A 25,086-nucleotide genomic window follows, 5' to 3' on the forward strand; every position below is an offset into this window, starting at 1 on the left:
AGCCCAAGCCGCCCCCCAATCAAGCCAGTCGTTAAGCGCCAGCGCCCATCGACAACACCGTCACAGCGCGACGGTTTTTCGAATAGCACGCCTCGTCCGAGCAAACCTCAATCGGACGCTCTTTGCCATAAGAGATGGTGCGCATCCGGCTTGGCGCCACGCCTTGGCTGATCAGGAAATCCTGCACCGAGGCCGCACGCCGCGCGCCAAGCGCAAGGTTGTACTCGCGGGTGCCCTGCTCATCGGCATGACCTTCGATGATGATGGCATAATCGCCATTGCTGGCCAGCCACGACGCCTGCCCCGACAAAATACCGCGCGCTTCTGCCGTCAGGGTCGAGGTGTCCACCGGGAACAGCACGCGATCACCAACCGATTGGTTGAAATAGGCGATAGATTTCGGATTGCTTGGGTCGCCCAGACCATTGGTGTCAATGAAGCCACCATTGCCGCCGGCACCACCAGCGCCGCCCGCACCGTCCTGGCCATAGCGGTTGGGGTTGTTACAGGCGGCCATGCCAAAGGCGGCAACCAGCAAAAGGGCTTTCGGAAGCAGGGTCATCAGGGGGTTATCCTTTTCTTATGGGCTCGATTTGCCCCGTTATATCAGCTTTGCGCGGCCATGGGAATCAGCCGCGCTTAAGAATTACGGCAGCATCGGCGACCAGGACGGGTCCGAAGCCGGGCCATCCGTCGTCACCGCTTTCAGATTGCGGCCCGACACATCCACCGACATCAGCCCGGCCTGCCCGCCCGCGCCAGCACCTTCACGGGTGAACATGATCACGCGGCCATTCGGTGCCCAAGTCGGGCCTTCATCCAGAAACGACGCCGTCAGCAAACGCTCTTCGGTGCCATCGGTCAGCATCGCGCCAATGTGGAAGCGGCCCTCGTTTTGCTTGGTGAAGGCGATCATATCGCCGCGCGGGCTCCAGACCGGGGTGGAATATCGCCCCTTGCCGCCGGAAATCCGCACCCCTTCGCCGCCGCCTGCGCTCATCACATAGATCTGCTGCGTGCCCGAGCGATCCGATTCAAACACGATCTGCGACCCATCCGGGCTAAAGCTGGGCGAGGTTTCAATCGACGGCGCATTGGTCAGCTGGCTCATCTGACCCGAGTTGATATCCATCGAATAGATGTCGCTGTTGCCGCCCTTTTCCAAGGAAAACACCACAGTATTGCCATCCGGGCTAAAGCGCGGCGCGAAGGTCATCGTGCCGGGGACTTCACCCAGATTGCGGGTTTTCAGGCTGCCCACATTCATCACATAGATCGCCGGAAAGCCCGACGCGTAAGAGGTGAACAAAATCCGATCGCCATTCGGCGAGAACCGGGGCGCCAGCACAATGCTGCTGCTGTCGGTCAGATATTTCACATTGGCGCCATCGTAATCCATCACGCCCAAACGCTTTTGGCGCTGATTTTTTGGCCCACTTTCAGCCACATAAACCACGCGGCTGTCAAAATACGGGCCTTCCCCGGTGATACGCGCATAAACGGCATCCGCCACCTTATGCGCCATCCGCCGCCAGCTGCCCGGCGTGCCGGCAAATTGCAGCCCTTCACCCAACGGCTGGCCCGAGGCCACGTCGAACAAACGGAACTTCACCACAATGCGGTCGCCACCTGCCTGCACCGCGCCAGTGATCAGCGCCTGCGTGTTGATCGCCTGCCAATCGGGGTAGGAAATCGGCGCATCGAACGAGGTGACGCGCGAAATATACGCATCCTTCGGCGTCTCGACGAACAACCCCGTCCCCGCCAGATCTGCGGCCACCACGCGCGAGATATCGGCAGCCAGACCGCCCGCCCCGCCTTCGTCGATGAAATCCGGCACCGCAAACGGCATCGGTTCGATCACCGGAGAGTTGATGTCGATGGTGATTTCGGCATGGGCGGCCGTGGTCAGAGCGAGCGAGCTCAGGCTGGAAAGCCCGATCAGCAAGGCTGCGGTCAGGGATTTGAAATGGCTCATCTTGTCCTCGTTGTTCAAGGGCGAATTATCTGGCCTGCTCTGGCCCTGTGATTGTGCGCACTTGGCGCGGTGTTTGCAGGGGAAATTTTGACCGATCATCTCAGCCTCATACCGCTGGCGTCGAAATTCAGGTTCATCACGTTCCATTCGCCATATTTGGCGGGGTCCAGATCGTAGCCCGCCTTGCCGCCACAGCCTTTGACACCGCGGATCACGGCGCGGCGGGCGGCTTCAAAGGCTTGCGCCGCCGCTGCATCGTCGCCACCCGAGAAGGTCGTCATGGTGATGCCGTTGCTATCAGGCGTGCCGTCTTCCTTCATCTCGACCCGCAGCGTCAGCTTGATGCGCTGTGCGGCGGTCGAAAGCGTGCCGATGTTCCAGCATTGGTTGATCGAAACCCGCAGCCCTTCCTTTTCGCCTGCCGTCATCGGCGGACCTTCGGGAATGTCGGTCTGGCCACCGTCTTGAGCGGGAGCGTCGGTGGCACCTTCGGCAAGCGCCGCTTCAACAGCCGCCTGTGCATCAGCCGCCGCTTGGGCTTCGGCCTTCGCCGCTGCATCTTTCGCAGCCTTTGCATCGGCCTTGGCCTGCTTATCGGCCTTTTCCTTGGCATCCTTGGCCGCCTGCGCGTCAATCGCAACCTGCGGATCTTCGGTCGGTGTCTCTTCTACCACAGGCTTGTCAGGTCGCGTTTGCGGGCGGCGGCTGCTGGTCGGGGCCAGTTCGGGCGCATCTTCAGCGACCGCATCCGGTGCGGTCTGGGCTGCCGATTCCTGCGGCGCTGCGGCGGGTTTTTCTTCTTCGACAGGCGGCTGATCCGTCGGCTGATCCGTCACTTCTGGCGCGACCTCGCCTTCAACGGGAGTGTCCACCGTGGCCTCAACCGGGGTGTCGGTGATCCGCTTTGAGGGCCGGGGCTTGGGCTTCATGGTGCTGTCCGGCACCACAACCAATTGCTCTTGCTCGGCAATCGGTGCGACAGCAGGCGGCGCCTCATCGGGCTGCGGATCATCCGCGACCGGAATTTCTGGGCTGGGCTGGACAGGTTCAGGCTGCGCAGGTTCAACAGGCGGCGGCTCTGCCGCGGCAACCTCTGGCTCTACCGGAGCAGGCGCTTCGACCTGCGGCTTTGGCTTGGCTGCGGGCCTGACCTCGGGCACCTCGGCGGGCGGCTTGGTCGACTTCGCCGCCGCATCCTGCAACGCCGCCAGATCAGATTCCGACACCATCGACACCTGCACCGAATCCGGCGGAGGCAATTCACGCGGTGCAAACAGCCAGTCCCCCAGCACCACCCAGGAGATCACGACCACATGGCCCACGCCGGAAAGGATCTGGCTTTTGTCCATAACGCGCTAGTTGCCGTCCATCTTCGGCCCGCCCGCATCGGTGACAAGGCCAATCTCACTGAACCCGCCCGCAGACAGTGCCCCCATCACCTCGGCCACGCGCGTGTAAGGCAACGCCCCATCCGCCCGCAGGAAGATCTTTTTCGAGCTGCGCTCTGCCGCAATCGCATTCAACTTCGGGATCAGATCCGCCTCGGCGATTTCGGTGGTCTGGATCATCACCAACCCATCCGCCGTCAGCGACACCGTCAACGGCTCTTCCTGCTCGGTCGGCAAACTGGCCGCCGCCGTCTTTGGCAGCTCCAACGGGACGCCCACAGTCAGCATCGGCGCGGTCACCATGAAGATGATCAGCAGCACCAGCATCACATCGACAAACGGCGTGATGTTGATGTCGGCCATCGCCGCAGACGACCCGCGCCGCCTGCGCCCTCGCCCGCCACCACCGCCCGCGCTTTTGACAACCCCGCCGCCCATCTTACGCGTCCAACTGGCGCGAGAGGATGGTGGCGAACTCATCGGCAAAAGCACCGTAACCGCTGGTGATATGCTCAGAATCCGCGTTCAGCTTGTTGTAGAAGATAACGGCGGGAATAGCCGCGATCAGACCAATCCCCGTCGCCATCAGCGCCTCGGCAATACCCGGAGCCACAGTGGCCAGATCGGTGTTCTTTGTCGCCGCAATCTCGGTAAAGGCGTGCATGATGCCGTAAACCGTGCCGAACAGCCCGATAAACGGTGCCGTCGCGCCCACGGTGGCAAGGAACGACAACCCCTTGTTCAACACCTCGGATTCGCGCGCAATCGCCACATCCATCGCCCGATCAATCCGCGCCTGCGCGCCTGCGATCAAGCCGCCATCCTGCCGGTGCGATCTGCGCCATTCCAGCATGCCAGCGGCGAAAATCTTTTCAGACGGGCCCTGCGGATCGCCGCCAATCTTCTCGAACAAGCCATCCAAAGGCTCGCCCGACCAGAATTCCCGATCAAACACGTTCGCCTCGCCGCGGGATTTGCGGAACAGGATGTGCTTTTGAATGATGATCGACCATGACCAGAACGACATGGCCATCAACATCAACATCACGATTTTCACCGTGAAAGTTGCACGAATAAATAGCGCTAGGACAGAGAAATCAATCTCTTGCGCCATGCCAACGGCTTCAGTGTTCATACGCCTGCTCTTGTTATCGGGGCTCTTTGGCCGCCTATTGCCCTAATTCTAACAAGAATTGAACCCGATTGCCAACACAATGGCGCGATTTCAGCAACAAACCGCCCCGACACCGATATTGCGTGAACGGTCCGCCAAAAAGACTGCGCGCGTTTAATCCAGCAAAGGTAACAGCTTGGCGCGAATATCCTGCGAAATCCGCGCAGGCGCACCCGCATCGGTCAGACACACCAATGTAACCACAGCCACAAACAACCGCTCCGCCCCGCGCAAAACCTCTTGCCGCAGTTCGATCCGCGCGCCTGATACTGCGAGACATTCGGTCACAACCCGCAATATATCGTCAAACTTTGCCGGGCGCAGATAATCGGCCTCAACCCTGCGCACCGCAAAAACCAGACCCTGCCTCGCCTTCATCTGCACCTGATCCACCCCCAAAACCCGCACCCATTCGCTGCGCGCCCGTTCGATGAATTTCAGGTAATTGGCGTAATAGACAATGCCCGCAAGATCGGTGTCCTCGTAATACACCCGCAGATCAAAGCTGTGCATCCTGTCCCTCCAATCGCGCCACCTCTGCCGCCTCAGAGACAATCGCCGCCCGCCCCTGCGGCGTCAAAGCGTAAATCCCCACCGCGACCCGCTCGAACCAACCATAATGATCATCGCGCAAAATCACCCCGGCCCGCCTGACGCCCGAGGCTTGCGCCACCACGCGCGGCGCAGCCTGCCCGGTTTGCAAGGCGATCAGACAGCGCAACGCATCCTGCCGATAGGCCGTCACCCGTTTGATCCCGGTCGTGCCGCCAGTGTTCGGATCACCCACCCGACGCTCAAATTCCCGCAACAGCCGACCCGCCCGCGCGGTATTCTTTCGCGGATTATACGGCGCGGGATCCAAATGCGCCTCGACCGCCCCCGGCCCGGTCTGCGCAAGCCTAACGGCCAAAAGTCCCAGCCCCAACCGCCGACACAAAGCCACGATATCCTTGTAGCGCAGCTTCCAGCCCTTTTCCGTCACCGGAACCGCCAGATACACGTCGTCAAACAAGGCCTGCCGCGCCACACCCTGCATCACCAGCGCCAGCGAAAACGACAGCTTCATCTCGACCACAACCGCAGGCTCATCGCCGCGCCGCGCCAGAATATCACAGGCGCCAACCTCGGCCTTCACCACATAGCCCTGCGCCTCAAGATAGGCCTTCAACTGCGGATAAAGATCGGCCTCTTTCACGGTTGCGCCGCAGCTTGCGCCATCATCCGCGCCGAGACCCGCAGAGCATGCGCCGGGTCGCGCGCCACCACAGGCATATGCGGCGCATGGATCGCACGGATCAGATCGCCGACATCGGGCCGCAGCAGCACCCGATCCGCCACCCGGCCCAGCGGCGAGATTTCGGCAAATGCCCGGTCCGACCACAGACAAATCACTTGCGCCGCCTGCGCAAGCGCCAGATCCTCGGCCGCCATCGCCTCCAGATGCGCGTCCATCCGCAAAAACACGAAAGCCGCCTTGATCGCGCCATCGGCATCAAAGCGGAAAAACCGATACTGATTGGCCCCCGCCGCCTGCAACCGCGCGCAAAGCGGGCCAAGGTCCGGCACCAACTGATCCAGCTTGGTCACTTGCGGCAGCTCTGCCCAATCGCGGAAGAAAAACACCATCAGATTGGCACCCAGTTCCGGGTCAGTTTCGGCCATCTGATGCCCGGCCAGCGCCACCACTGCCTCTATCGCGCCCTTGACCACCGCCAACGTCGCATCATCGACGCCAAACACCACCGGCACAATCGGCCGCCCCCAGCGCGCGCACAGATAGCTGCCATCGCTGCGGGTGAAATAGCTTTGAACCTGTTCGGGCGTCATTGGGGTCTCCATCATCTGCGCAGGGGATAGCGCGGCAGCCCCGCAGGCTCAACCATCTGAGGCTGGTCTCGGTTGAAAGCTGCGTCGCCGACCACCCGGAATGAATAGATTGCGGGCTGGATATCTCGACGGAAAGGATGACCAAAGCGCCCCCCTTCAAATTTCACATTGGCCTAAATATCCCCGCCGGAGGCGCAAGTTTCAACCGGCGCTGCGGCTTCAAATCTTAACAATTTCTAAACAGCACCCCCATAACCCGTTGATTTCATATAAACCGACCTCTTGTCCACGCGTGGACACTAGCCTTCAAACAAATCCTGCTGCCCAACAGGCCGGGGCGCATCCAAGCCCAAATGCCGCCACGCCCGCGCCGCCAGCATCCGCCCCCTCGGCGTTCTTTGCAGCAATCCCTGCTGCAACAAATAAGGCTCGATCACCTCCTCGACCGCATCGCGTGCCTCTGAAAGCGCCGCCGCAATCGTCTCGACCCCCACAGGCCCGCCACCATAATGCTCGGCCAGCAGCATCAAATACCGCCGATCTGCGCCATCAAGTCCGATCTCATCCACCCCCAACCGCGTCAACGCCCGATCCGCAATCGCCCGCGTCAACCGCCCGTCCCCCTCAACCGTCACAAAATCCACCACCCGCCGCAGCAACCGCCCCGCGATCCGAGGCGTCCCCCGCGCCCGTTTCGCAATCTCCCGCGTGCCGTCCGGGTCCGATTGAATCCCCAACAACCGCGCCCCACGGGTGACGATAAGATCCAGCTCATCTTCAGTATAAAACTGCAACCGCGTCGGAATCCCGAACCGATCCCGCAGCGGCGTCGTCAACAACCCCAATCGGGTCGTCGCTCCCACCAGCGTGAAGGGCTGCAGATCAATCCGCACCGTCCGCGCCGCAGGCCCCTCGCCGATCACCAAATCCAGCGCGAAGTCCTCCATCGCCGGATACAGCACCTCTTCCACCACCGGGGAAAGCCGATGAATCTCGTCGATAAACAGCACATCGCGCGGTTCCAGATTGGTCAGGATCGCCGCCAGATCGCCGGGTTTCGCGAGCACCGGCCCCGAAGTCATCCGAAACCCCACCCCCAACTCGCGCGCCATGATCTGAGCGAGGGTGGTTTTGCCAAGGCCGGGGGGGCCATGAAACAACGTATGATCCATCGACTCGCCACGGATCTTCGCGCTTTCAATAAACACCCGCAGATTGGCACGGGCCTCTTGCTGGCCAACAAAATCCTCCAGCACCTGCGGACGCAAAGCGCGGTCAAGATCTTCGGGCAAGGCTTCGGGGCGCAGGTCAGGATCAGATTTCATCAGCGCGCCTTCGGAGCCAGCAATTTCAGCGACGCCCGGATCAGTGCCGCCGTATCAGCCTCGGGCTGTTCGGCGACAATCGTAGACACCGCCTGCGCAGCCTCGCCCTGACCGTAGCCAAGGTTCAGCAAAGCCGACAGCGCATCCGCCGTAAATCCCGCCCGCGCCTGCGCCGCCGAAGCGGCAACCATTTTGCGCGGGGCCATCGGCACGATCGGTTCCAGCACTGAATCGTCCGCCTCGGCCGCCACCGCCAGATTGGCTCCCATCGCCATGATACCGGGCGCCTTGGATTTCAGCTCTAGAATAACGCGTTGCGCCAGTTTCGGCCCCACACCGGGTGCTGCCTGTATCGCCCGCTGGTCGCCCAAGGTCAGCGCCCGTGCGACACCATCCGCGCCCAAGGTCCCCATGATCGCCATGGCGGCCTTGGCTCCGACGCCCTGCACCGTGGTCAGCAGCTTGTGCCATTCCTTATCCAGCATGGTCGGAAAGCCAAACAATTGCAGTAAATCCTCGCGCACCAGCAAGTCGGTATACAGTGATACCGCCTCACCCACCGAGGGCAGGCCCGCCAAAGTGCGGTCATTCACATGCACAATATAGCCTACGCCGCGCACGTCGATCAGTACCTGATCGCTGCCGCGCCAATCCAGTCGCCCAGACAGCTTGCCAATCATCCAACTGCCCTTTTCATCGCCGCCTGCAACCGCCCTGCCGATTGCAAATGATGCGCGTGGCAAATCGCAATCGCCAGCGCATCCGCCGCATCCGGCCCCGCGATTTTCACGCCCGGCAGCTGCACCCGCACCATGTGATCGACCTGCCCCTTGTCGGCATGGCCCACCCCTACCACGGTTTTCTTCACTGCATTGGGCGCATATTCGCCCACCGTCAGACCAAATTGCGCCGGCACCAACAACGCAATCCCGCGCGCCTGCCCCAGCTTCAGCGTCGCCACCGCATCCTTGTTCACAAAGGTATTCTCGACCGCCGCCGCATCGGGGGCATATTGGCGCAACACGTCGGTCAGTTGCGCATGCAAGGACAGCAACCGCCGCGCCAGATCGCCACTGTCGCCGCCGGGCGATCCCTCAAGCCCCACACCGGGGGCCGAGTGGCAGATGCCATTCGCGACATGCGAAAGCTTGGAGCCCGCCACATCAATGATGCCCCAGCCAAGGTTGCGCAAACCGGGATCGATTCCCAAAACCCGCATACCTGCCCCTTTTTTTCTTATGTTTCGCAGATTTCACCGCTTTCACAAGAATTAGCACGAAAAGAGAACATCCGCCAAGAGCGAATTATTTCTTGCAAGCCAGAGTGGAGAAGATTACCCAAAAGAGACAAAACGACATCCCGCGCACGAAATACGACTGAAAAACTCGTTGTTTGCTAACCGCCTACAAAATAGCGGTTTATCTGCGGTAGATGGCTATGCAATGGGCGCAATGCAGACATGCTTGCCGCCCCATTGCTCCTTTTCAATGCCATAGCTAGATAGGCCTCACCGGAAGCAAGGTGCTTCGCGGAAACAAAGTTTTGAAAAGGATAACCGCTATGGCCGCCTATGAGTCGTCCCGCGCGGCGCCGTTTGGCGCCATCTCGATTTTCCGTTCTGTTCAGTTCGTTTCGACGTTCGCGAACAGCTTCGCTGCCTGGAATGATGCACGCGTAACGCGTCGCGCTTTGGGCAAACTGTCTGACCGTGAGCTTGATGATATCGGTCTGTGCCGTGGTGATGTGGAATTGATCGGCCGCTAACTGCTTTTGGAATGATCTGACAGCAGATCATTTCATACGCAGGCGCCAGATCTAATCGGATGTAAAAAGGGTCGGTGCCGCGAGGCATCGGCCCTTTGCGTTTGCGCCTTGCGCTTTGGGCATAGCCGGACGTGTGGACATCAAATCAAAATGCAGGCAAAGCCGCCGTGGCTTGCCTGCGCTTTTGTTTACGCATTAGCAGTGATTTATTTGATAGAAGCCAAGCCTTCGGTGATCTTGCCCGCCACGAACACCGTCACCGGATCCGCCTGCATCAACCAGCCGCCTAACCGATCAAAGCCTTCACCAACCTGCAAGGCCTGCACGCGCTGATCATAAGATTTCGGGCCAACAGATTGATAGATCATGCCTTTCAGGCCAAACCCAGCACAAAGCACCATCAGCAGAGGCATCAGATAAGAGCGGCGTTTGCGAGCAGGCGGGTTGAAATAGGAACGCCCTAGCGTCCCGGCGGCGTCAAAACCATAGCCTTTGGCACGCTTTTTCTCAAAGCGCGCAACATTGCTGTAAAAATCTACCAGATTCGGGTCGGCCATCCGAATTACTCCACATTCATTGGCCCCCGCCTGATTGCTCCGTACGAGCGGATTGTGGCAAAACTTGGGCAGATGCTTAAAACTGCCGTTATTTCGCCGCTAATACCGCCATCACTGACTTAGTTTCGCCTCTAAGTTGCGCCGCATCACCAGACATGACCATTCGCCAAGATCTTCGCGGGCTTCCGGGGTGAAACCGTTGGCAACATAGGCGGCGGTGATCGAATCGGCCTGAACCACAAGCAAACCTGACAGGATAATAAGGCCGTTATGTGCCAGATGTTTGGCCATATCAGGCGCGAGTTCGACCAGCGGGCCTTTCAGGATATTGGCGAACACCAAGTCATAGGGCGCAGCTTCGGCCAGACGCGGATGCGCGAAGCCTGCGGCCTCCATCGTCTCAATGCGGCCTTCCATATGGTTGATGGCGACATTGGCCTCGGCCACATCCACCGCAACCTCGTCGATATCAGAGGCCAGCACCAAAGCATCAGGCAGCACCGCCGCAGCCGCCAGCGCCAGCACCGCGGTGCCGCAGCCGATGTCGGCCACCTTGGCCGGTCGGAAGCCTTCGCCATACAGCCGATCAAACGCCCGCAGACAGCCCAGAGTCGTGCCGTGATGCCCCGTTCCAAACGCCACCGTCGCCTCAATCTGCAGCGCGATCTTGTCGGCAGGCACCTTGTCGGCGTCATGGCTGCCATAGACAAAGAACCGCCCCGCCTCGACGGGCGACAACTCGCGGCGCACTTTGGCGACCCAGTCGATCTCGGGCAGTTCCGACAAGGCGAAAGGTTTGGCATCGAAGGCCATCGCCAGCAATTCCAAGACCGCCTCATTCGGGGCCTCAAGGAAATACGCGCCGACTTCCCACAGACCTGAATCGTCCTCGATCTCAAACACACCCACGCCTGTGGGTTCCGGCTCCATCTTCTCGATGGCTTCGGCGAGGGCGTTGGCGGCATCTTCGCCCATCAAGGTGGTCAAAGCGGTATAAGTGGGCATTTTGGCGTCCAATCTAGGGTCGAAGCCCTAGTAAAAGCTTTGCGGGTCAATGTCGATGGAAAGCCGCAGGTTGTTCGGCAGTTTGAATTGCCCCACCCATTCGGCAATTGCGGCCTGCAAGGGGGCTGTTTTCTCGGCCTTGATCAGCAAGCGCACCCGATGCCGCCCCCGCACCCGCGCCACCGGAGCAGGCGCTGGCCCGTAAACCTGCGCACCGATTTTGCGAAGCGGCCCATCGCGGCGGGCCAGTTCTGCCCCGAAATCAAACACCTGCGCCACATCGGGCGACGAGAGGATAATACCTGCCATCCTGCCATAAGGCGGCACGCCCGCCATCCGCCGCTCTGTGGCCTCCGCCCGCCAAAATGCCTCTTCATCTCCACCCAAGATCGCGCGGATCACAGGATGCTCGGGCTGAAACGTCTGCAACAGCGCTGTGCCCGGCTTATCCGCCCGCCCTGCCCGCCCCGCCACCTGCCGCATCAGTTGAAACGTGCGTTCCGCCGCGCGCAAATCGCTGCCTTGCAACCCCAGATCGGCGTCAATCACCCCCACCAGCGTCAGCAGCGGAAAGTTATGCCCCTTTGCCACGATCTGCGTGCCGATGATGATATCGGCCGCCCCCTCGGCAATCGCCACGATCTGCTCTTTCAATGCGCGGGCCGAGCCGAACAGATCCGACGACAGCACCGCCACGCGGGCATCGGGGAACAAAGCCACCACTTCTTCGGCCAACCGCTCCACACCGGGGCCGACCGGAGCCATCTTGCCCTCGACCTTGCAGGCCGGACATTCGGTTGGAATCGGTTTGGTCGCGCCGCATTGGTGGCACTGCAGACGGTTCAAAAACCGATGCTCCACCATCCGCGCATCGCAATCATCGCAGCCCACCTGATGGCCACAGGCACGGCACAAAGTGATCGGCGCAAAGCCGCGACGGTTCAGGAACAGCAAAGACTGCTCCTTCCGTTCAATCCGCACCTTCACCTCAGCCGCCAGTTTCGGTGAAATCCAGCAATTCGCGGCCAGCTTTTGCGCCCGCATATCAATCGCCTGCATATCCGGCAGTTCCGCCGCCCCAAACCGCGCGCCCAGATCGAGACGGCCATACTTGCCCGCCTCAACATTCGCCCAAGTCTCCAGACACGGGGTCGCACTCGCCAAAACGATCGGCGCACCCACAATCGCCGCCCGCAACACCGCCATATCGCGGGCATTATAGAACACGCCTTCTTCCTGCTTGTAGGATGTGTCGTGTTCTTCATCGACCACGATCAGCCCCAGATCGCGGAACGGCAGGAACAGGGCCGAGCGCGCACCGACCACAAAAGACGCCTCGCCCTGCCCCACCATCCGCCACAACCGCCGCCGCTCGGTCATCGTGACACCCGAGTGCCACTCCGCGGGCCGCGCGCCAAACCGCGTCTGCACCCGCGTCAGAAAATCGGCGGTCAATGAGATTTCGGGCAGCAACACCAACGCCTGCCGCCCGCGGCGCAAACACTCCGCCACCGCCTCCAGATACACTTCCGTTTTGCCTGACCCGGTGACACCCTTCAGCAGCGTGCCGGAATAGCCGCCCTGCGCGACCAGTGCCACCAGCGCATCCCCGGCGCTGACCTGATCGCCCGCGAGCCGCGTATTCGTCACCGGATTGAGCGGCGGATAGGGCAGATCGCGCGGCGCGTCCTGCTCCAGAACCACGCCCAGCTTGACAAGGCCCTTGACCACCGTGGGCCCGCAGGACGCTTCCTCGGCCAATTCGCCCAATGTCACGGGGGCGCTGCCAAACCGCCGCAACGCCTCAACCACGCGAAACCGCGCTTCTGTCATTTGGTTGGGGATCACCGGGCCCAAGACATAGGTTTTGCGCATCGACGGCGGATCGCCCAGCCCCGGCGCGCGGGTTGCCAGCCGCAGCATCGCGGCCATCGGCGTCAGCGTATATTCCGCCGCCCGCGTCAGAAACGACCGCAACTCGGCCCGCATCGGTGCGGCGTCCAGCACCCGATTGACCGAGCGTATCCGCGCCGGATCAAACTTGCCTTCACCCTTGCCCCAAACCACGCCAATGACGCGGCGCGGCCCCAAGGGCACCTCAACGAAATCACCGTCACCGCAACCGCCCTCGGGCGCTTTGTAATCCAGCATACGGCCCAAAGGCTCGGTGGTCAGCACGCCGACCAATTCCCCCGCCTGATAGACCCGCTCGACCACTATCCACCCTTTTCTTTTCGCCTGTTTGAGGTAAACCCCCAGCCAATCCGTCGCAAGGCACGCGAAGGCCAGCAGGGAGACTTTCTTTGCGGCCTAAGCTGTTGCGAAACTGTGGCGGCTGACAGGAAAGATAGGCAGAATTTTCTCTAACCTGCTATAATTGCTGAAAATAGGGATAGGCCAAGCATGATCGACCCAGAGCTGCGCGACAAAATCCTCGCGGAACCCGAGGTTCTGCTGGAAGACCGCGATGTGATGAACGCCCTGATCGGCGCGAATGAGCGGTTGATGGGCAGCAATATCGTCGATCTGCGCGGCATCGCGATGGAGCGGTTGGAGGGGCGGCTTGACCGCTTGGAAGACACCCACCGCACGGTGATTGCAGCGGCCTACGAAAATCTCGCCGGCACCAATCAGGTGCATCGGGCGATTTTGCAGATGATGGACCCGCTTAGTTTCGAGGAATTTTTGAAAACCCTCGCCTCTGATGTGGCAGGGACCCTGCGCGTTGATTGCGTGCGGCTGGTGTTGGAATCGGTGCAGGATGCCGAAGACCCGGCCCTGCGCAAACTCGGCGACGTGCTTTATGTCGCCGAGCCGGGCTTTGTCGGCGAGTATATCTCGGGCGGGCGCAATGTGCCGCTACGCCCGGTGGTGCTGCGGCAGGTGCTGCCGGAATCCGATGCGCTTTATGGCGAACGCGCAGGCTGGATCAGGTCCGAAGCCTTGATGAAGCTTGATTTCGGCAAGGGACGCCTGCCCGGTATGCTGGTGTTGGGCGCGGAAGACCCGCATCAGTTCAAACCCACACATGGCACTGATTTGCTGGCATTTTTCGCGGGCGTTTTTGAGCGCACCATGCGGCGCTGGCTGTCATGAACGCGCTGCTGATCTCGGCCGCTCAGCGTGACGCGCTGGCACGTTGGCTGGATCATCTGCGCGCTTTGGACGCCGCCGCCGCCAATACGCTGACCGCCTATGCGCGCGATGTCACCGGATTTCTCGGCTTTCTGGCCAGCCATCATGGCGAAGCCGCGGGCCTCAGCGCAATCGCACATGTCGATCAATCCGATCTGCGGTCTTGGATGGCGCATGAACGCGGCCGGGGCATCGCCGCGCGCAGCCTCGCGCGCGCACTCTCTGCCGTGAAGAATTTCATCGCTTGGGTGGCTGACCGCGAAAACGTCGACGCCACCGCGGTCCTGTCGGCCCGAAGCCCGAAATTCCGCCGCAAACTGCCGCGACCGCTGAGCGTCGAAGGCGCGCGCGATATGATCGACCAAGTCGGCGCGCAACGCGATGACTGGATCGCCGCCCGTGACGTCGCCGTGGTGACACTACTGTACGGCTGCGGCTTGCGGATATCCGAGGCGCTGGGTCTGACCGGGGCAGTACACCCGCTGCCAGACACCCTGCGCATCCTCGGCAAAGGTGGCAAAGAGCGTATCGTGCCAACCTTGCCCGCCACCCGCGCGGCCATCGCCGAATATGCCCGCCAATGCCCCTATGATCTCACCCGCAACGCGCCGTTGTTTCGCGGCGCGCGCGGTGGCGCATTGAACCCCCGCCTGATCGCCTTGGTGATGGAAAAGGCGCGGCTGCAACTGGGCTTGCCCGCCACCGCCACCCCGCATGCGATGCGCCACAGCTTTGCCACGCATCTGTTGTCTGCAGGCGGAGATCTGCGCGCCATACAGGAACTTCTGGGCCATGCGTCCTTGTCCACCACCCAAGCCTATACGGCTGTGGACGCCGCCCGTCTGATGGAAGTCTACGAAAAAGCGCATCCTCGCGCCTGATTTTCACCCCAACCCTTGCCCCGAATCCCGATTTGAGCGATCACAAAGCATGGATATTCGTCTTAAAGCTCTCTCCGTCCACCTGCTGACCGCCACTGGCGCGGTGCTTTCGATGTTCGCCATGCTCGCGGCGGTCGAGGGCAATTGGCGGGTGATGTTCCTGTGGTTGGTGTTCGCGTTGATCGTTGATGGCATCGACGGCCCCTTGGCGCGGCGCTACGATACGCCGAACAACTTCCCGATCTATGACGGGGTGTTGATGGATCTGATCGTCGATTACCTGACCTATGTGTTCATCCCGGCCTATGCTTTGTTCAAATCGGGCATGCTGGATGGCTGGACCGGTTGGTTTGCCATCATCGCGATCTGCTACGGCTCGGTCATTTACTTCTCTGACACCCGGATGAAAACCAAGGACAAAAGCTTTTCCGGCTTTCCGGCCTGCTGGAACATGGTGGTGCTGGTGCTGTTCGCGGTGGATCCCTCGCAATGGGTGATCCTGTTTTTCGTGATTCTGCTGACCTCGGGGATGTTCTTGAACCTGAAATTCGTCCACCCCACCCGCACCAAACGCTGGCGCTGGGTGACACTGCCCATGTCGCTGGCTTGGGTGATCTTTGCGGGCTGGGCGGCTTGGATGAATTTTTCCGAAGGATCATTGGCGCATTGGGGCTTGGTGATCACCTCGCTGTATCTGTGTCTGGCGGGCATTGCGCAGCAGATCGTGCCGGATCGTCACGCGCATTAAACGCGGGTGCAATGGGGCAAACCCAAGCCGGGGCCAGCCCCGGACCCCGGGATATTTAGGAACAGATGAAAGCAAATTTTAGTAAAATTGTAGCGATCAGAGGCGGGTGAGGATAACCCCGCCCACGATCACCGCCGAGGCTATGGCCTTGCCTTTGGTCATCCGCTCGCCAAACGCTAGCCAACCGATCAGCACCGCAAACAGGATCGAGGTTTCGCGCACTGCTGCAACCACAGCAATCGGCGCTTTGGTCATCGCCCAGACCGACACGCCATAGGCACCATAAGACGCCGCCGCCGCAATCATGCCAACGCCCCAGGCCTTACGGTCGCGCGGCAGCACATCGAGGCCCTTGTAGGCCAGCATGCCGGTGGCAAACATCAAACCGTCAACCACAAAAACCCAAGCCACATAAGCAATCGCATCGCCTGCCACCCGCGCGCCATGACCATCCAGCAGGGTATAGCTGGCCGTGGCACAAGCCGACCCCAGCGCAAACGGCAGCATTTTGCGGTTTTCACCTTGAGCAAAAATCCCCTGCGCCATCAGCAAAATCCCCGCCCCCAGCACGAAAATCCCGGCATATTCATGCAGGCTGAGCGCATCGGCCGGCATCGCATTGGGCCAAAGCATCGCCAGCAGCGGCCCCAGCACAGCCACAATCAACGGCGCTGATCCGCGCGCAATCGGATAGACGCGGGACAGATCGCCATGCTCGTAAGCATAGGTCAGGAAGGATTTGTAAAAGAAATGCGCGCACCCTGCCATCAGCACCCATTTCCACACTTCGGGCGCGGGCAGCGGGCAGAAACTGGCAACCGCAAGGCCAATCGGCACCTCGCCAATCGACAGGATGATCATCGCACCCAGCCGCGACGTCCCGGTCTTGATCAATGCGTTCCAAAGGGCATGCAGGAAGGCTGAACCGAGCACGGCCAGCAGGATTGCAAAACTCAAAATCAGCCCGCCCTGAATAATTTTACAGAACTGTTACAGAGCCTTTGCCACGGCGGCAATATCCGGCGTGACCGCGCCGATAAGGCCAGATCAGATCGGAAGGCTTGCTCAGATCAGCAAGCTGGCGGCACCCTCCAGCTTCAGCAGAAACACCTTGCTTTCAACGCCACCTTTCGCCGAAAAACCGCCCAATCCCTTTGCCGCCAAAATTCGGTGGCAGGGGATCAACACCGGAATAGGGTTCGCGCCACAGGCCTGCCCGATCGCCTGCGCTGGTGCGCCGATCTCGCGTGCAAGATCGCCATAAGCCCGCGTCTGCCCATAGGGGATTGCCGCCATAGCCCGGCGCACTTTCTCGGAAAACCCCGTGCAAAAATCCAACGGCAGATCAAACGCCGTCAATCGACCGTCAAAATACGCCGTCAGTTGTGCGATGGCCTCGGCCAGCAGCGGCGTAGCGGGCGCTGGCCCCACCTGCCAATGCAGCGCCGTGATCATTCCGCCCGCTTCGGTGACGCTGATCGGCCCGAGCGGGCTGTGCATCCCGGCCTGCATCACGCCAGCACCCCACCCGTCGCCAGCGGTCGAAACGCCTCGCGCAGCATTTCCGCCAGCCCCTCAATCGCCGCCGATCCACCGCGCGGATTGCGCTTTAGCACCACCCGCGCCCGGTCCACGATGGGAAAGCCATCGGCATTGGTCAACTCTCGGCAGCCCAGCGGAATCGTACTGCGCGACAAAGGCGAGATTGCCAGCCCGGTCCGCGCCGCCACCCGCAGACTGGCCGAGGTGTCACATTCAAACGCCGCCCGCCACGGGATGCTTTGCTGATCCAAGGATCGCAGCGCGAAATCCCGGCACCAGTCTGACCGGAAATAAACCCCCACCGGCACCGGTTGCTGCAAATGCTGCGCATGCGCGATGGATGTCACCCAAACCGTTGGATCAACACATAAAACCTCGTCGCCCGAGGTGTGGCTGCTGTCATAGATCACCGCCAGATCAAGCTGATCGTCGTCCAACGCCGCCTGCTGCGGTGCGGTGAAATCGCAGCGCACCGTGACTTCGACGCCGGGGTGGCGTTCCGAAAACGCGGCCAAAGCGCGCGGCAAAATCGTCTCGGCATATTCATCTGGGATGCCTATCCGCACCGGCCCCGCCAGCGGTTTTTCCCGCAACGCCGTCGCGGCCTCGTCCAGCAGGCTGGTGACGCGACGGGCATAGGGCAGCAGTTGGGCGCCGCGTGGCGTCAGCGCCACGCCGCGCGGCAGGCGGGTGAACAACGGTTGGCCCAGACTTTCCTCCAGCTTGCGAATTTGCATCGACACCGCCGATTGAGTCCGCCCCACCCGATCCGCCGCAGCCGTCACCGACCCAGTATCCACCACCGCCAGAAACGCCCGCATCAGGTCACTATCAAGGGGGATCATCGCTAGCTGCCATTTATGAATCTGATGGCAGGCATAATTTCTATGCGTTTGTCTTATGTCAAGGATTCGGGCAAAACAGGCTTATCCGAACCGAAGCCGTCCGATCAAACCGCCCCTGAAGGAGTCCGCCATGATCCGTTTCATCCTCGCCAATCTGCGCCAGCGCCACGCCTTGCGTCAGTCGATCAGCGGCCTGTTGCGCCGCGCCGACGATCATTTGCTTGAGGATATCGGCCTGACGCGGGCCGAGGTTCAGGCTTTGATCGCAGCCCCCCTGCAGCCACAGCCGCGCTTTGACGTCTACGCGCCCCTGCACGCCTGAGAATCTCACGTCCGAAAATCTCACACCAGAAAGTTTCCTGACGACTTGACGGGCAGAGGTGCAGCCTCTGCCCGTTTTTTTATGCACGGCTGTCGCGCAACCCAAGCTGCTCCGGACTTGAACCGGGGCGACTGGGGCTGTCAAAAGGCCCCGGATCAAGTCCGGGGCAGCTTTGCGATCAGCCCAACGCGTCGTTACAGCGCTGGCAGGTGCCGGGGTGTTTATGGCTGCCCACGTCCGGCAGGATACGCCAGCAGCGCTGACATTTCTCACCGTCCGCATGCTTGAAATCAACCTGCAGGTCATTCACCACATTCAATGGTCTGTAAGCTGACATTGGAGCAAGTTCGTTTGATTTAATCTCGATGCCAGAGGTGATGCAAATCTCTGCAAAATCTACTGATCTTAGAACTCTTGCCAAATCCGGAGCCGCGTAAACTATTGGAGCAGCCTCAAGTGATGATCCGATCACCTTATTTGTTCTTTCAACTTCCAAACCCGCAGTAACCATACGCCGGGCTCTGCGAATTTCGTCCCACTTCAAGCCCAATGAGGGCTGCATCCACTCCGCAGGCGTCTCCGGCATGTCGATCAGATGCACCGAGGATTGCTCACCGGGGAAGCGACACAGCCAAACCTCCTCCATCGTGAACACCAGCACCGGGGCCAGCCAGGTCGTCAGACGGTGGAACACGATGTCCAAAACCGTGCGTGCCGCGCGGCGGCGCTGGCTGTCTGCGGGGTCGCAATACAGGCAATCCTTGCGGATATCGAAATAGATCGCCGAGAGGTCCGTGGTGGCAAAGGTGAACAGCTTTTGGAACACGCCTTGGAAATCATAGCGCGCGTAGCCTGCCCGCACCTCGGCATCGAGTTCCGCCAGACGGTGCAAAACCCACTGCTCCAGTTCCGGCATATCGGCATGGGCGACCTTTTCAGCCTCGGTAAAGCCCGCCAAATTCCCCAGCAAAAACCGCATCGTGTTGCGCAAGCGGCGATAGCTGTCAGCGACACCTTTCAGGATTTCCTTACCGATGCGCAGATCCACCGTGTAGTCGCTTTGCGCCACCCACAGCCGCAGAATATCCGCGCCGTATTCCTTGATGACTTCCTCGGGGGCGACGGTGTTGCCGATGGATTTGGACATCTTCATGCCCTTCTCATCCAGTGTAAACCCATGTGTCAGCACGCCGCGATACGGCGCGCGGCCCTTGGTGCCACAGGCTTGCAGCATTGACGAATGGAACCAGCCGCGATGCTGGTCGGTGCCTTCCAGATAGAGGTCGGCGATACCGTCAGCCGAACCATCCTCGCGGTCGCGCAGCACAAAAGCATGGGTCGAGCCGCTGTCAAACCACACGTCCAACACATCGAACACTTGGTTATAACGCGACGGATCAACGATGCCGTGCAGGACTTTTTCCTTGAATCCTTGCACATACCAAACATCCGCGCCCTCGGCCTCGAACGCTTCCTTGATCCGCGCATTCACGTCTTGATTGCGCAAGATGAAGTCGGCATCGGTCGGCTTTGCACCGACTTTGGTGAAGCAGGTCAGCGGCACACCCCAAGCGCGCTGCCGCGACAGCACCCAATCGGGCCGCGCTTCGATCATCGAATGAAGCCGGTTGCGACCCGCAATCGGCGTCCACGTCACCAACTGATTGATCGAGTTCAGCGCGCGGGTCCGGATCGTGTCGCCATAGGTCGACATGCCGTCATCCAGCGGCTTGTCGATGGCGACAAACCACTGCGGCGTGTTGCGATAGATCACCGGCGCCTTCGAGCGCCAGGAATGCGGGTAGCTGTGCTTGACCTTGCCCTTGGCGAGCAGCGCGCCCTGCGCATGCAGCGCCTTGATATTGCTGACGTTCGCTGCCCCCTCTTTGCCCTCGGCGTTGATGATGAACTGCCCGCCGAACAGCGGCAGGTCGGCACGATACGAGCCATCCGCCTCGACGTTGTAGGTCATCGGTAGTTGGAACTTGAGGCCCATCTGATAGTCATCATCACCGTGGCTGGGTGCCGTATGGACAAACCCGGTGCCCGCATCATCGGTGACATGTTCGCCGGGAAGCAGCGGAACATCGTAATCCCACTCCCCCGCGCCACCTTCGATACCGCGATAGGGGTGGGCGAGCGTGACGCCATCCAAGTGACCAACGCCGCACAGGCGGGTCAAACTACAGCGGGACGCTTTGGCGATTCCTTCCATCAGCGCATCGGACATCAACAGCACTTCGCCAACCTTGGCAGTGCTGTTTTCTTCCACGCTATCAACTTTATACATCCCGTAAGAGATACTCGGGCTGTAAGAAACAGCGCGGTTTTGCGGGATGGTCCATGGCGTCGTCGTCCAAATAACGATGGAGGCTTTGCCAAGGGAATTTAGAAGTTCACCTCTGTCTTCATTTCCTGTTTGAAGACTGAGAACAGCCGGGTTGTTGATCTGGTCCAGAGCAACCACCGGAAACCGCACCCAAACCGTGTGCGAGGTATGATCGTGATACTCGATCTCCGCCTCGGCCAGCGCGGTTTTCTCGACCGGCGACCACATCACCGGCTTAGACCCCTGATACAAACTCCCGTTGGTCACGAACTTCATAAACTCATCCGCGATCACCGCTTCGGCGTGGTAATCCATCGTCAGATATGGCTTTTCCCACTTCCCCGTCACGCCCAACCGTTTGAATTCCGACCGTTGCACGTCGATCCAGCCCTCAGCGAATTTGCGACATTCCTGACGGAAGGCCACCACATCCACGTCGTCCTTGTTCAATCCTTTGGCGCGATATTGCTCTTCGATCTTCCATTCGATCGGCAACCCGTGGCAATCCCAGCCCGGCACATAGCGGGCATCCTTGCCCATCATCTGCTGCGAGCGCACCACCATATCCTTCAGGATCTTGTTCAACGCATGGCCGATATGCAGATGGCCGTTGGCGTAAGGAGGGCCATCATGCAGGGTGAACGGCGTGCGCGCATCGGCCAAAGCCTTCTCGCGCAGGCGGTCGTAGACCCCGATCTTTTCCCAGCGTGCCAGCCAATCAGGCTCGCGCGCAGGCAGGCCCGCCCGCATAGGGAAATCGGTTTCGGGCAAGAAGACGGTGTTGGAATAGTCAGCAGTCACATCAGCGCACATCGCGGCAGTCCTTGGAATAGGGGTATCGGAGGGGTGCAACGCACCAAAATCCCGGCGTCTGAAAGCTCAGAGCGCCGGGCTGATAATTCGGAATATGCGCGCGAAGATGCGGTCCATCCGCGCCTTATAGGAAAGGCTGCGGGAAAGGTCAAAGCCCCTGCGACTCTGCGTGTCCTTGCAGGCCACCACCAAATCGCCGAACCTGTGGAAATGGCACAGCAGACCCACCCCCTCGCCCGTTTTCCGATCGCGCCAGAGCAGATCGACACCGTGGTGGCCGCGTTTTATCACAGCGTGCGCCGCCATCCGAGCTTGGCGCCGATTTTCGCAGCGCATGTGGCAGACTGGCCCGCACATGAGACGAAAATCGCCCTGTTCTGGCGCAACGCCATCCTGTTTCAGCGTGGCTATGACGGCAACCCGATGGCCGTCCACAAGGCCGCAGGCAATGTGCATCCCAGCATGTTTGACCCTTGGCTGGCTTTGTTCGACGCCACCCTTGCAGCCGAACTGCCGCCCGAGACCGCGCAGGCGTGGTCCACCCTCGCCCACCGCATTGGCCGTGGCTTACGCTATGGGCTGGTCGATAGCGCCAAGACTGCCTCAGGTGTCCCGCTTTTGCGTTGAAACCTCGCCCGCCCAGCGGTTCAGCCACGCCAGCCCCGCCAAGCACAGCCCAAGCCCCAAGAAGCTGACCACCCGCGTCAGGCCCGTCAGCCCCGCAGCATCCAGCAGGAATACCTTAGCGATGGTCAGGCCAATCACCGCCATCGCCACCCGCCGCAAGCTGCCAGAGCGCCGCGCAATCGCCTGATAGAGCAGCCCCGCGCCCAACAGCATCAGCGCGAGCGTGTAGGAGTAAAGCTCACCCTGCTTCATACCATACGCGCCCAGCCAATCGCCCTGCCAGAACCGCCTGATCTCCAGCCCGACATACAAAGCCAACAGCGCCAGCCCCACAACAAGAAACCCCAACTGCAACCGCCGCCCCAACCCCGGCAGCTTCCACACCGCCGCAAGCAAGATCAGACCCGGCACGCCGTAGGCCAGGAGCAGCGTGTCCAAAACCATCGGCCCCAGAACCAAAGCACCGGGATCTTCAGCGTAGGAGCTGAACAGCGGATTGAACGGCCCCACCGCCAACGCCAAAGCGCCCAAAGTCAGCCCTCCAGCCACCACAGCAATCGCTTGCCGCAACCGCAGCAGCACCCCGCCCAACCGTGCGCGGTAAATCTGCATCAGCATCAGCACCAGCCACGGCAGCCCATTCAGGCTGATCGACCAATAGGTGTCATAATTGCCAAACGCCCCTTCCGGCAAAACCCAGCGCGTGATTAGGATGTTGGCCAAAATCGCCGCCAGCCCTGCCGCAGCTGACTCGAGCACGCCCTTCGGCAACACCCGCCCCTCGGGCAATATTCGCCACGCCGCCACAAGCGCCGCAATCACCCCGACAAAGGCCAGCAACACCTGCGTCAGCGGAGCCTCAAACGCCCAGTCGAGCCCCGGATCGGCCAGCAAGCGATAGCCCAAAACCGCCACCGCTGCCTGAATGAACCAGCCCATCTCGGGCAGTTTAAACCGTCGATCCAACTCCGCCGCCACCAGCGCCAAAAGGGCCAAGGCCAAAGTCAGGGCGGTATTGGTGGTGACCAGAAACAGCGCCAAAGCGATCAAGGACAGCGCCGATAGTGTGGCGTAAGCTGGCCTGCGCCGATCCTCGCCACGCGCAAACATCACTGCAAGCACGACCATCCCTGCTGCCACCGCCATCACATGCAGCGCCCATGGATACGCGCCAATCACCACCTCTGGCAGCCACAGCAGCGCTAAAATTGCCACCACCACAGGGGCCACCAGCGCCGCCGCAGCCCCCTGTATCAGTGCAAGCACCCCCTCTTGCCGTGATCGCCACGCAAAAGCCGCCGAAATCAGCGCAGCCATACCAACCAGCCAACTGATCGTCAGTGGTGCCGCCACCTCGGCGCCTCGGTTTGCCGCAGCCAGAAAATCCCATTTCAACGGCATATGCGAGCTGCCGATCTGCGCCAGCATCAGCCAAAACCCAACCGCAGGGATCACCCCCAGATCGGCCAGCCCCTCGGCCTTCTCGGCCCAAACCACATAGGCCAAAGCCATCACTGTCAGCCCGCCAAAGGCCAACATCGCCTCGCCGCTTGCAGCACCCGCCAGCAGCACCAACCCCAAGGCCGAGGCCAAAGCCGCCCCGCCCGCCAACAGCACCGGAAATGGCGGCCTGACGCTGCCAAGCCCTGCCAGCAACAGCGAAGGCCCTGCCTGACGCGGCACCAAGCCGCGCTCGGGGATCGCCACCGCCATCATTGCCAGTGCCAGCAACAGGCAAACCCAGCCTGCGACGCCAGCCCCGGCCATCATCGAAAGCCATCCGCCCGCATAGCCCAGAACCAGCGCCAGTACCGACACCCAAGCCCAGCGCCGCAGCGTGTCGACCCCCAGACCCAAAGCTGCAATCACCGCGAAATACGCGTAAAGCCAAGGTGCCGCGCCACTGCCACCATTCACCACAAAGGGTGCTGCAAACGCGCCCAGCAGGCCCACCGCGATCAGCAAAGGCCCATAGAACCAGCCCAAAACCAGCGCCAACACCGCGGTCGCCACATGACCCACAAACGCCATCTGCGGTCCGATCAACCCATACATCAGCCGCGCCGACAGCACGGCTGCGAACATCGACACCAGCCCCGCACCCGCAAAGACCGAGGGCAGATAGGCCGTCGCCACCTCTTCGCTATCACCGGAACGCCTGCGAAGCCATTCGCCCGCGCCAATCAGGCACAGCCCGAACGCAATCCCGCACAGCACCCGCAGACCCGGCGGCAGCAACCCGTTCTCAATGCCATATTGTACGAAAAACACCCCAGCCAGCGCCAGTGATGCCGCCGAGATCGCATAGACCCAATTCGCCTTCAGCCACTCCGCCAGCCGCGCAACCGCGCTGGGGCCAGCGGCGGGTTTTGGCGCGGCCACAGGGGCCGAAACGCCAGCCGCAGCATCTTCGGACGCTTTCGCGCCGCCTGTTGCGCGCTCCCACGGGGTCAAGGGCCGTGTGGGTTGCGGCACCACAGCCGATATGTCAGCCGTCGCCGCATCCACCGCAGCGGGCTCAGCCAAAACCACATCGCTTTGCTGCGGCTCTGCAATCACCCGCGTGGGCTGGGTTGGCACCATGGGCATGCCAGCCGCACCATCCACCATATCCTGCAACCGCGCGGCATGGCTCGCCAACTGCTGCTCTAGCTCCGCCACACGACGGCGCAGGCCCGCTTGACCAATCAGCAGCGCAACAATTGCAACCGGGATGGCCAGTGCCACCAGACCCAGCAGAACCAGCAAGCCGTCCATTCCCGCACTCCTCGCAATTTCCGCCACCATAAGCGCCGCAAGTCCTGCTGCACAGTGGGGAATCTCGCA

General features: G+C 61.1%; 25 protein-coding genes. 6 read left to right on the forward strand and 19 right to left on the reverse strand.

The annotated features are described in order from the left end of the window. Positions 1-31 precede the first annotated feature (31 nt). From pal to ruvC, 11 genes are all read right to left on the reverse strand, one after another. The gene (gene pal, locus QQJ98_RS03045) at positions 32-562 is read right to left on the reverse strand and encodes a peptidoglycan-associated lipoprotein Pal (protein WP_284323853.1); all 531 of its coding nucleotides are present in this window, start codon (positions 560-562) and stop codon (positions 32-34) included. An 84-nt stretch (positions 563-646) separates the two neighbouring features. Next, positions 647-1,978, reverse strand: coding sequence for a Tol-Pal system beta propeller repeat protein TolB (gene tolB / locus QQJ98_RS03050; RefSeq protein WP_284323854.1), 1,332 nt, complete (start codon positions 1,976-1,978; stop codon positions 647-649). A gap of 95 nt (positions 1,979-2,073) precedes the next feature. Then, positions 2,074-3,327: a cell envelope biogenesis protein TolA gene (locus tag QQJ98_RS03055; RefSeq protein ID WP_284323855.1), complete on the reverse strand. Its 1,254-nt coding sequence runs from the start codon at positions 3,325-3,327 to the stop codon at positions 2,074-2,076. A gap of 6 nt (positions 3,328-3,333) precedes the next feature. Beyond that, on the reverse strand, positions 3,334-3,804 hold the full coding sequence (gene tolR / locus QQJ98_RS03060) for a protein TolR (RefSeq protein WP_284323856.1): 471 nt from the start codon (positions 3,802-3,804) through the stop codon (positions 3,334-3,336). 1 nt (position 3,805) lies between these two features. Beyond that, positions 3,806-4,501, reverse strand: a complete 696-nt coding sequence (gene tolQ, locus QQJ98_RS03065) for a protein TolQ (RefSeq protein ID WP_284323857.1) — start codon at positions 4,499-4,501, stop codon at positions 3,806-3,808. A gap of 153 nt (positions 4,502-4,654) precedes the next feature. After that, positions 4,655-5,053 carry a tol-pal system-associated acyl-CoA thioesterase gene (ybgC, locus tag QQJ98_RS03070; protein ID WP_284323858.1) on the reverse strand — a complete coding sequence of 133 codons (399 nt, stop codon included), beginning with the start codon at positions 5,051-5,053 and terminating at the stop codon, positions 4,655-4,657. Next, positions 5,040-5,735 carry a DUF2161 family putative PD-(D/E)XK-type phosphodiesterase gene (locus tag QQJ98_RS03075; protein WP_284323859.1) on the reverse strand — a complete coding sequence of 232 codons (696 nt, stop codon included), beginning with the start codon at positions 5,733-5,735 and terminating at the stop codon, positions 5,040-5,042. The genes ybgC and QQJ98_RS03075 overlap by 14 nt, the downstream gene beginning before the upstream one ends. Then, on the reverse strand, positions 5,732-6,367 hold the full coding sequence (locus QQJ98_RS03080; RefSeq protein ID WP_284323860.1) for a hypothetical protein: 636 nt from the start codon (positions 6,365-6,367) through the stop codon (positions 5,732-5,734). The genes QQJ98_RS03075 and QQJ98_RS03080 overlap by 4 nt, the downstream gene beginning before the upstream one ends. A gap of 299 nt (positions 6,368-6,666) precedes the next feature. Further along, positions 6,667-7,692, reverse strand: a complete 1,026-nt coding sequence (gene ruvB, locus QQJ98_RS03085) for a Holliday junction branch migration DNA helicase RuvB (RefSeq protein WP_431307785.1) — start codon at positions 7,690-7,692, stop codon at positions 6,667-6,669. Next, positions 7,692-8,372, reverse strand: coding sequence for a Holliday junction branch migration protein RuvA (ruvA, locus tag QQJ98_RS03090; RefSeq protein WP_284323861.1), 681 nt, complete (start codon positions 8,370-8,372; stop codon positions 7,692-7,694). The genes ruvB and ruvA overlap by 1 nt, the downstream gene beginning before the upstream one ends. Next, entirely contained in the window at positions 8,369-8,911 is a 543-nt protein-coding gene (gene ruvC, locus QQJ98_RS03095) for a crossover junction endodeoxyribonuclease RuvC (protein ID WP_284323862.1), read from the reverse strand. The genes ruvA and ruvC overlap by 4 nt, the downstream gene beginning before the upstream one ends. Before the next feature lie 341 nt (positions 8,912-9,252). On the opposite strand from ruvC, the gene QQJ98_RS03100 reads away from it, so the two are divergent. After that, the gene (locus QQJ98_RS03100; protein ID WP_284323863.1) at positions 9,253-9,456 is read left to right on the forward strand and encodes a DUF1127 domain-containing protein; all 204 of its coding nucleotides are present in this window, start codon (positions 9,253-9,255) and stop codon (positions 9,454-9,456) included. A gap of 206 nt (positions 9,457-9,662) precedes the next feature. Here the strand turns inward: QQJ98_RS03100 and QQJ98_RS03105 are convergent, their stop codons facing one another. The 3 genes from QQJ98_RS03105 to QQJ98_RS03115 form a co-directional block, all read right to left on the reverse strand. Next, the gene (locus tag QQJ98_RS03105; protein ID WP_284323864.1) at positions 9,663-10,013 is read right to left on the reverse strand and encodes a hypothetical protein; all 351 of its coding nucleotides are present in this window, start codon (positions 10,011-10,013) and stop codon (positions 9,663-9,665) included. A 111-nt stretch (positions 10,014-10,124) separates the two neighbouring features. Then, complete coding sequence (locus QQJ98_RS03110; RefSeq protein WP_284323865.1) at positions 10,125-11,018, reverse strand: 50S ribosomal protein L11 methyltransferase; 894 nt, start codon at positions 11,016-11,018, stop codon at positions 10,125-10,127. A gap of 27 nt (positions 11,019-11,045) precedes the next feature. After that, entirely contained in the window at positions 11,046-13,169 is a 2,124-nt protein-coding gene (locus QQJ98_RS03115) for a primosomal protein N' (RefSeq protein WP_431307788.1), read from the reverse strand. Between the two features lie 252 nt (positions 13,170-13,421). On the opposite strand from QQJ98_RS03115, the gene QQJ98_RS03120 reads away from it, so the two are divergent. Genes QQJ98_RS03120 through QQJ98_RS03130 form a run of 3 tightly spaced genes read left to right on the forward strand, consistent with a single transcriptional unit; the run spans position 13,422 to position 15,782 of the window. Continuing rightward, complete coding sequence (locus tag QQJ98_RS03120; protein WP_284323867.1) at positions 13,422-14,114, forward strand: DUF484 family protein; 693 nt, start codon at positions 13,422-13,424, stop codon at positions 14,112-14,114. After that, complete coding sequence (locus QQJ98_RS03125; protein WP_284323868.1) at positions 14,111-15,034, forward strand: tyrosine recombinase XerC; 924 nt, start codon at positions 14,111-14,113, stop codon at positions 15,032-15,034. The genes QQJ98_RS03120 and QQJ98_RS03125 overlap by 4 nt, the downstream gene beginning before the upstream one ends. Before the next feature lie 49 nt (positions 15,035-15,083). Beyond that, positions 15,084-15,782: a CDP-alcohol phosphatidyltransferase family protein gene (locus QQJ98_RS03130; RefSeq protein ID WP_284323869.1), complete on the forward strand. Its 699-nt coding sequence runs from the start codon at positions 15,084-15,086 to the stop codon at positions 15,780-15,782. Positions 15,783-15,878: 96 nt separating this feature from the next. On the opposite strand, the gene QQJ98_RS03135 is transcribed toward QQJ98_RS03130, so the two are convergent. From QQJ98_RS03135 to QQJ98_RS03145, 3 genes are all read right to left on the reverse strand, one after another. Further along, positions 15,879-16,739, reverse strand: coding sequence for an EamA family transporter (locus tag QQJ98_RS03135; protein ID WP_284323870.1), 861 nt, complete (start codon positions 16,737-16,739; stop codon positions 15,879-15,881). 108 nt (positions 16,740-16,847) lie between these two features. Continuing rightward, positions 16,848-17,282, reverse strand: coding sequence for a methylated-DNA--[protein]-cysteine S-methyltransferase (locus QQJ98_RS03140; RefSeq protein WP_284323871.1), 435 nt, complete (start codon positions 17,280-17,282; stop codon positions 16,848-16,850). An 11-nt stretch (positions 17,283-17,293) separates the two neighbouring features. After that, complete coding sequence (locus QQJ98_RS03145; protein ID WP_284323872.1) at positions 17,294-18,169, reverse strand: LysR family transcriptional regulator; 876 nt, start codon at positions 18,167-18,169, stop codon at positions 17,294-17,296. A gap of 130 nt (positions 18,170-18,299) precedes the next feature. Here QQJ98_RS03145 and QQJ98_RS03150 point away from each other — a divergent pair, with 130 nt between their 5' ends. After that, a complete protein-coding gene (locus QQJ98_RS03150; protein ID WP_284323873.1) occupies positions 18,300-18,491 on the forward strand; it encodes a DUF1127 domain-containing protein in 192 nt (63 codons plus the stop codon). Positions 18,492-18,669: 178 nt separating this feature from the next. Here the strand turns inward: QQJ98_RS03150 and ileS are convergent, their stop codons facing one another. Further along, the gene (ileS, locus tag QQJ98_RS03155) at positions 18,670-21,633 is read right to left on the reverse strand and encodes an isoleucine--tRNA ligase (protein WP_284323874.1); all 2,964 of its coding nucleotides are present in this window, start codon (positions 21,631-21,633) and stop codon (positions 18,670-18,672) included. 210 nt (positions 21,634-21,843) lie between these two features. Here ileS and QQJ98_RS03160 point away from each other — a divergent pair, with 210 nt between their 5' ends. Further along, positions 21,844-22,260, forward strand: a complete 417-nt coding sequence (locus QQJ98_RS03160) for a group III truncated hemoglobin (RefSeq protein WP_284323875.1) — start codon at positions 21,844-21,846, stop codon at positions 22,258-22,260. Here the strand turns inward: QQJ98_RS03160 and QQJ98_RS03165 are convergent. After that, on the reverse strand, positions 22,237-25,017 hold the full coding sequence (locus tag QQJ98_RS03165; protein WP_284323876.1) for a DUF2339 domain-containing protein: 2,781 nt from the start codon (positions 25,015-25,017) through the stop codon (positions 22,237-22,239). The two genes, QQJ98_RS03160 and QQJ98_RS03165, sit on opposite strands and share 24 nt — an antisense overlap. Positions 25,018-25,086: the final 69 nt, after the last annotated feature.

It is taken from the genome of Cypionkella aquatica (assembly GCF_030161095.1).
GTDB classification, from domain to species: domain Bacteria; phylum Pseudomonadota; class Alphaproteobacteria; order Rhodobacterales; family Rhodobacteraceae; genus Cypionkella; species Cypionkella aquatica.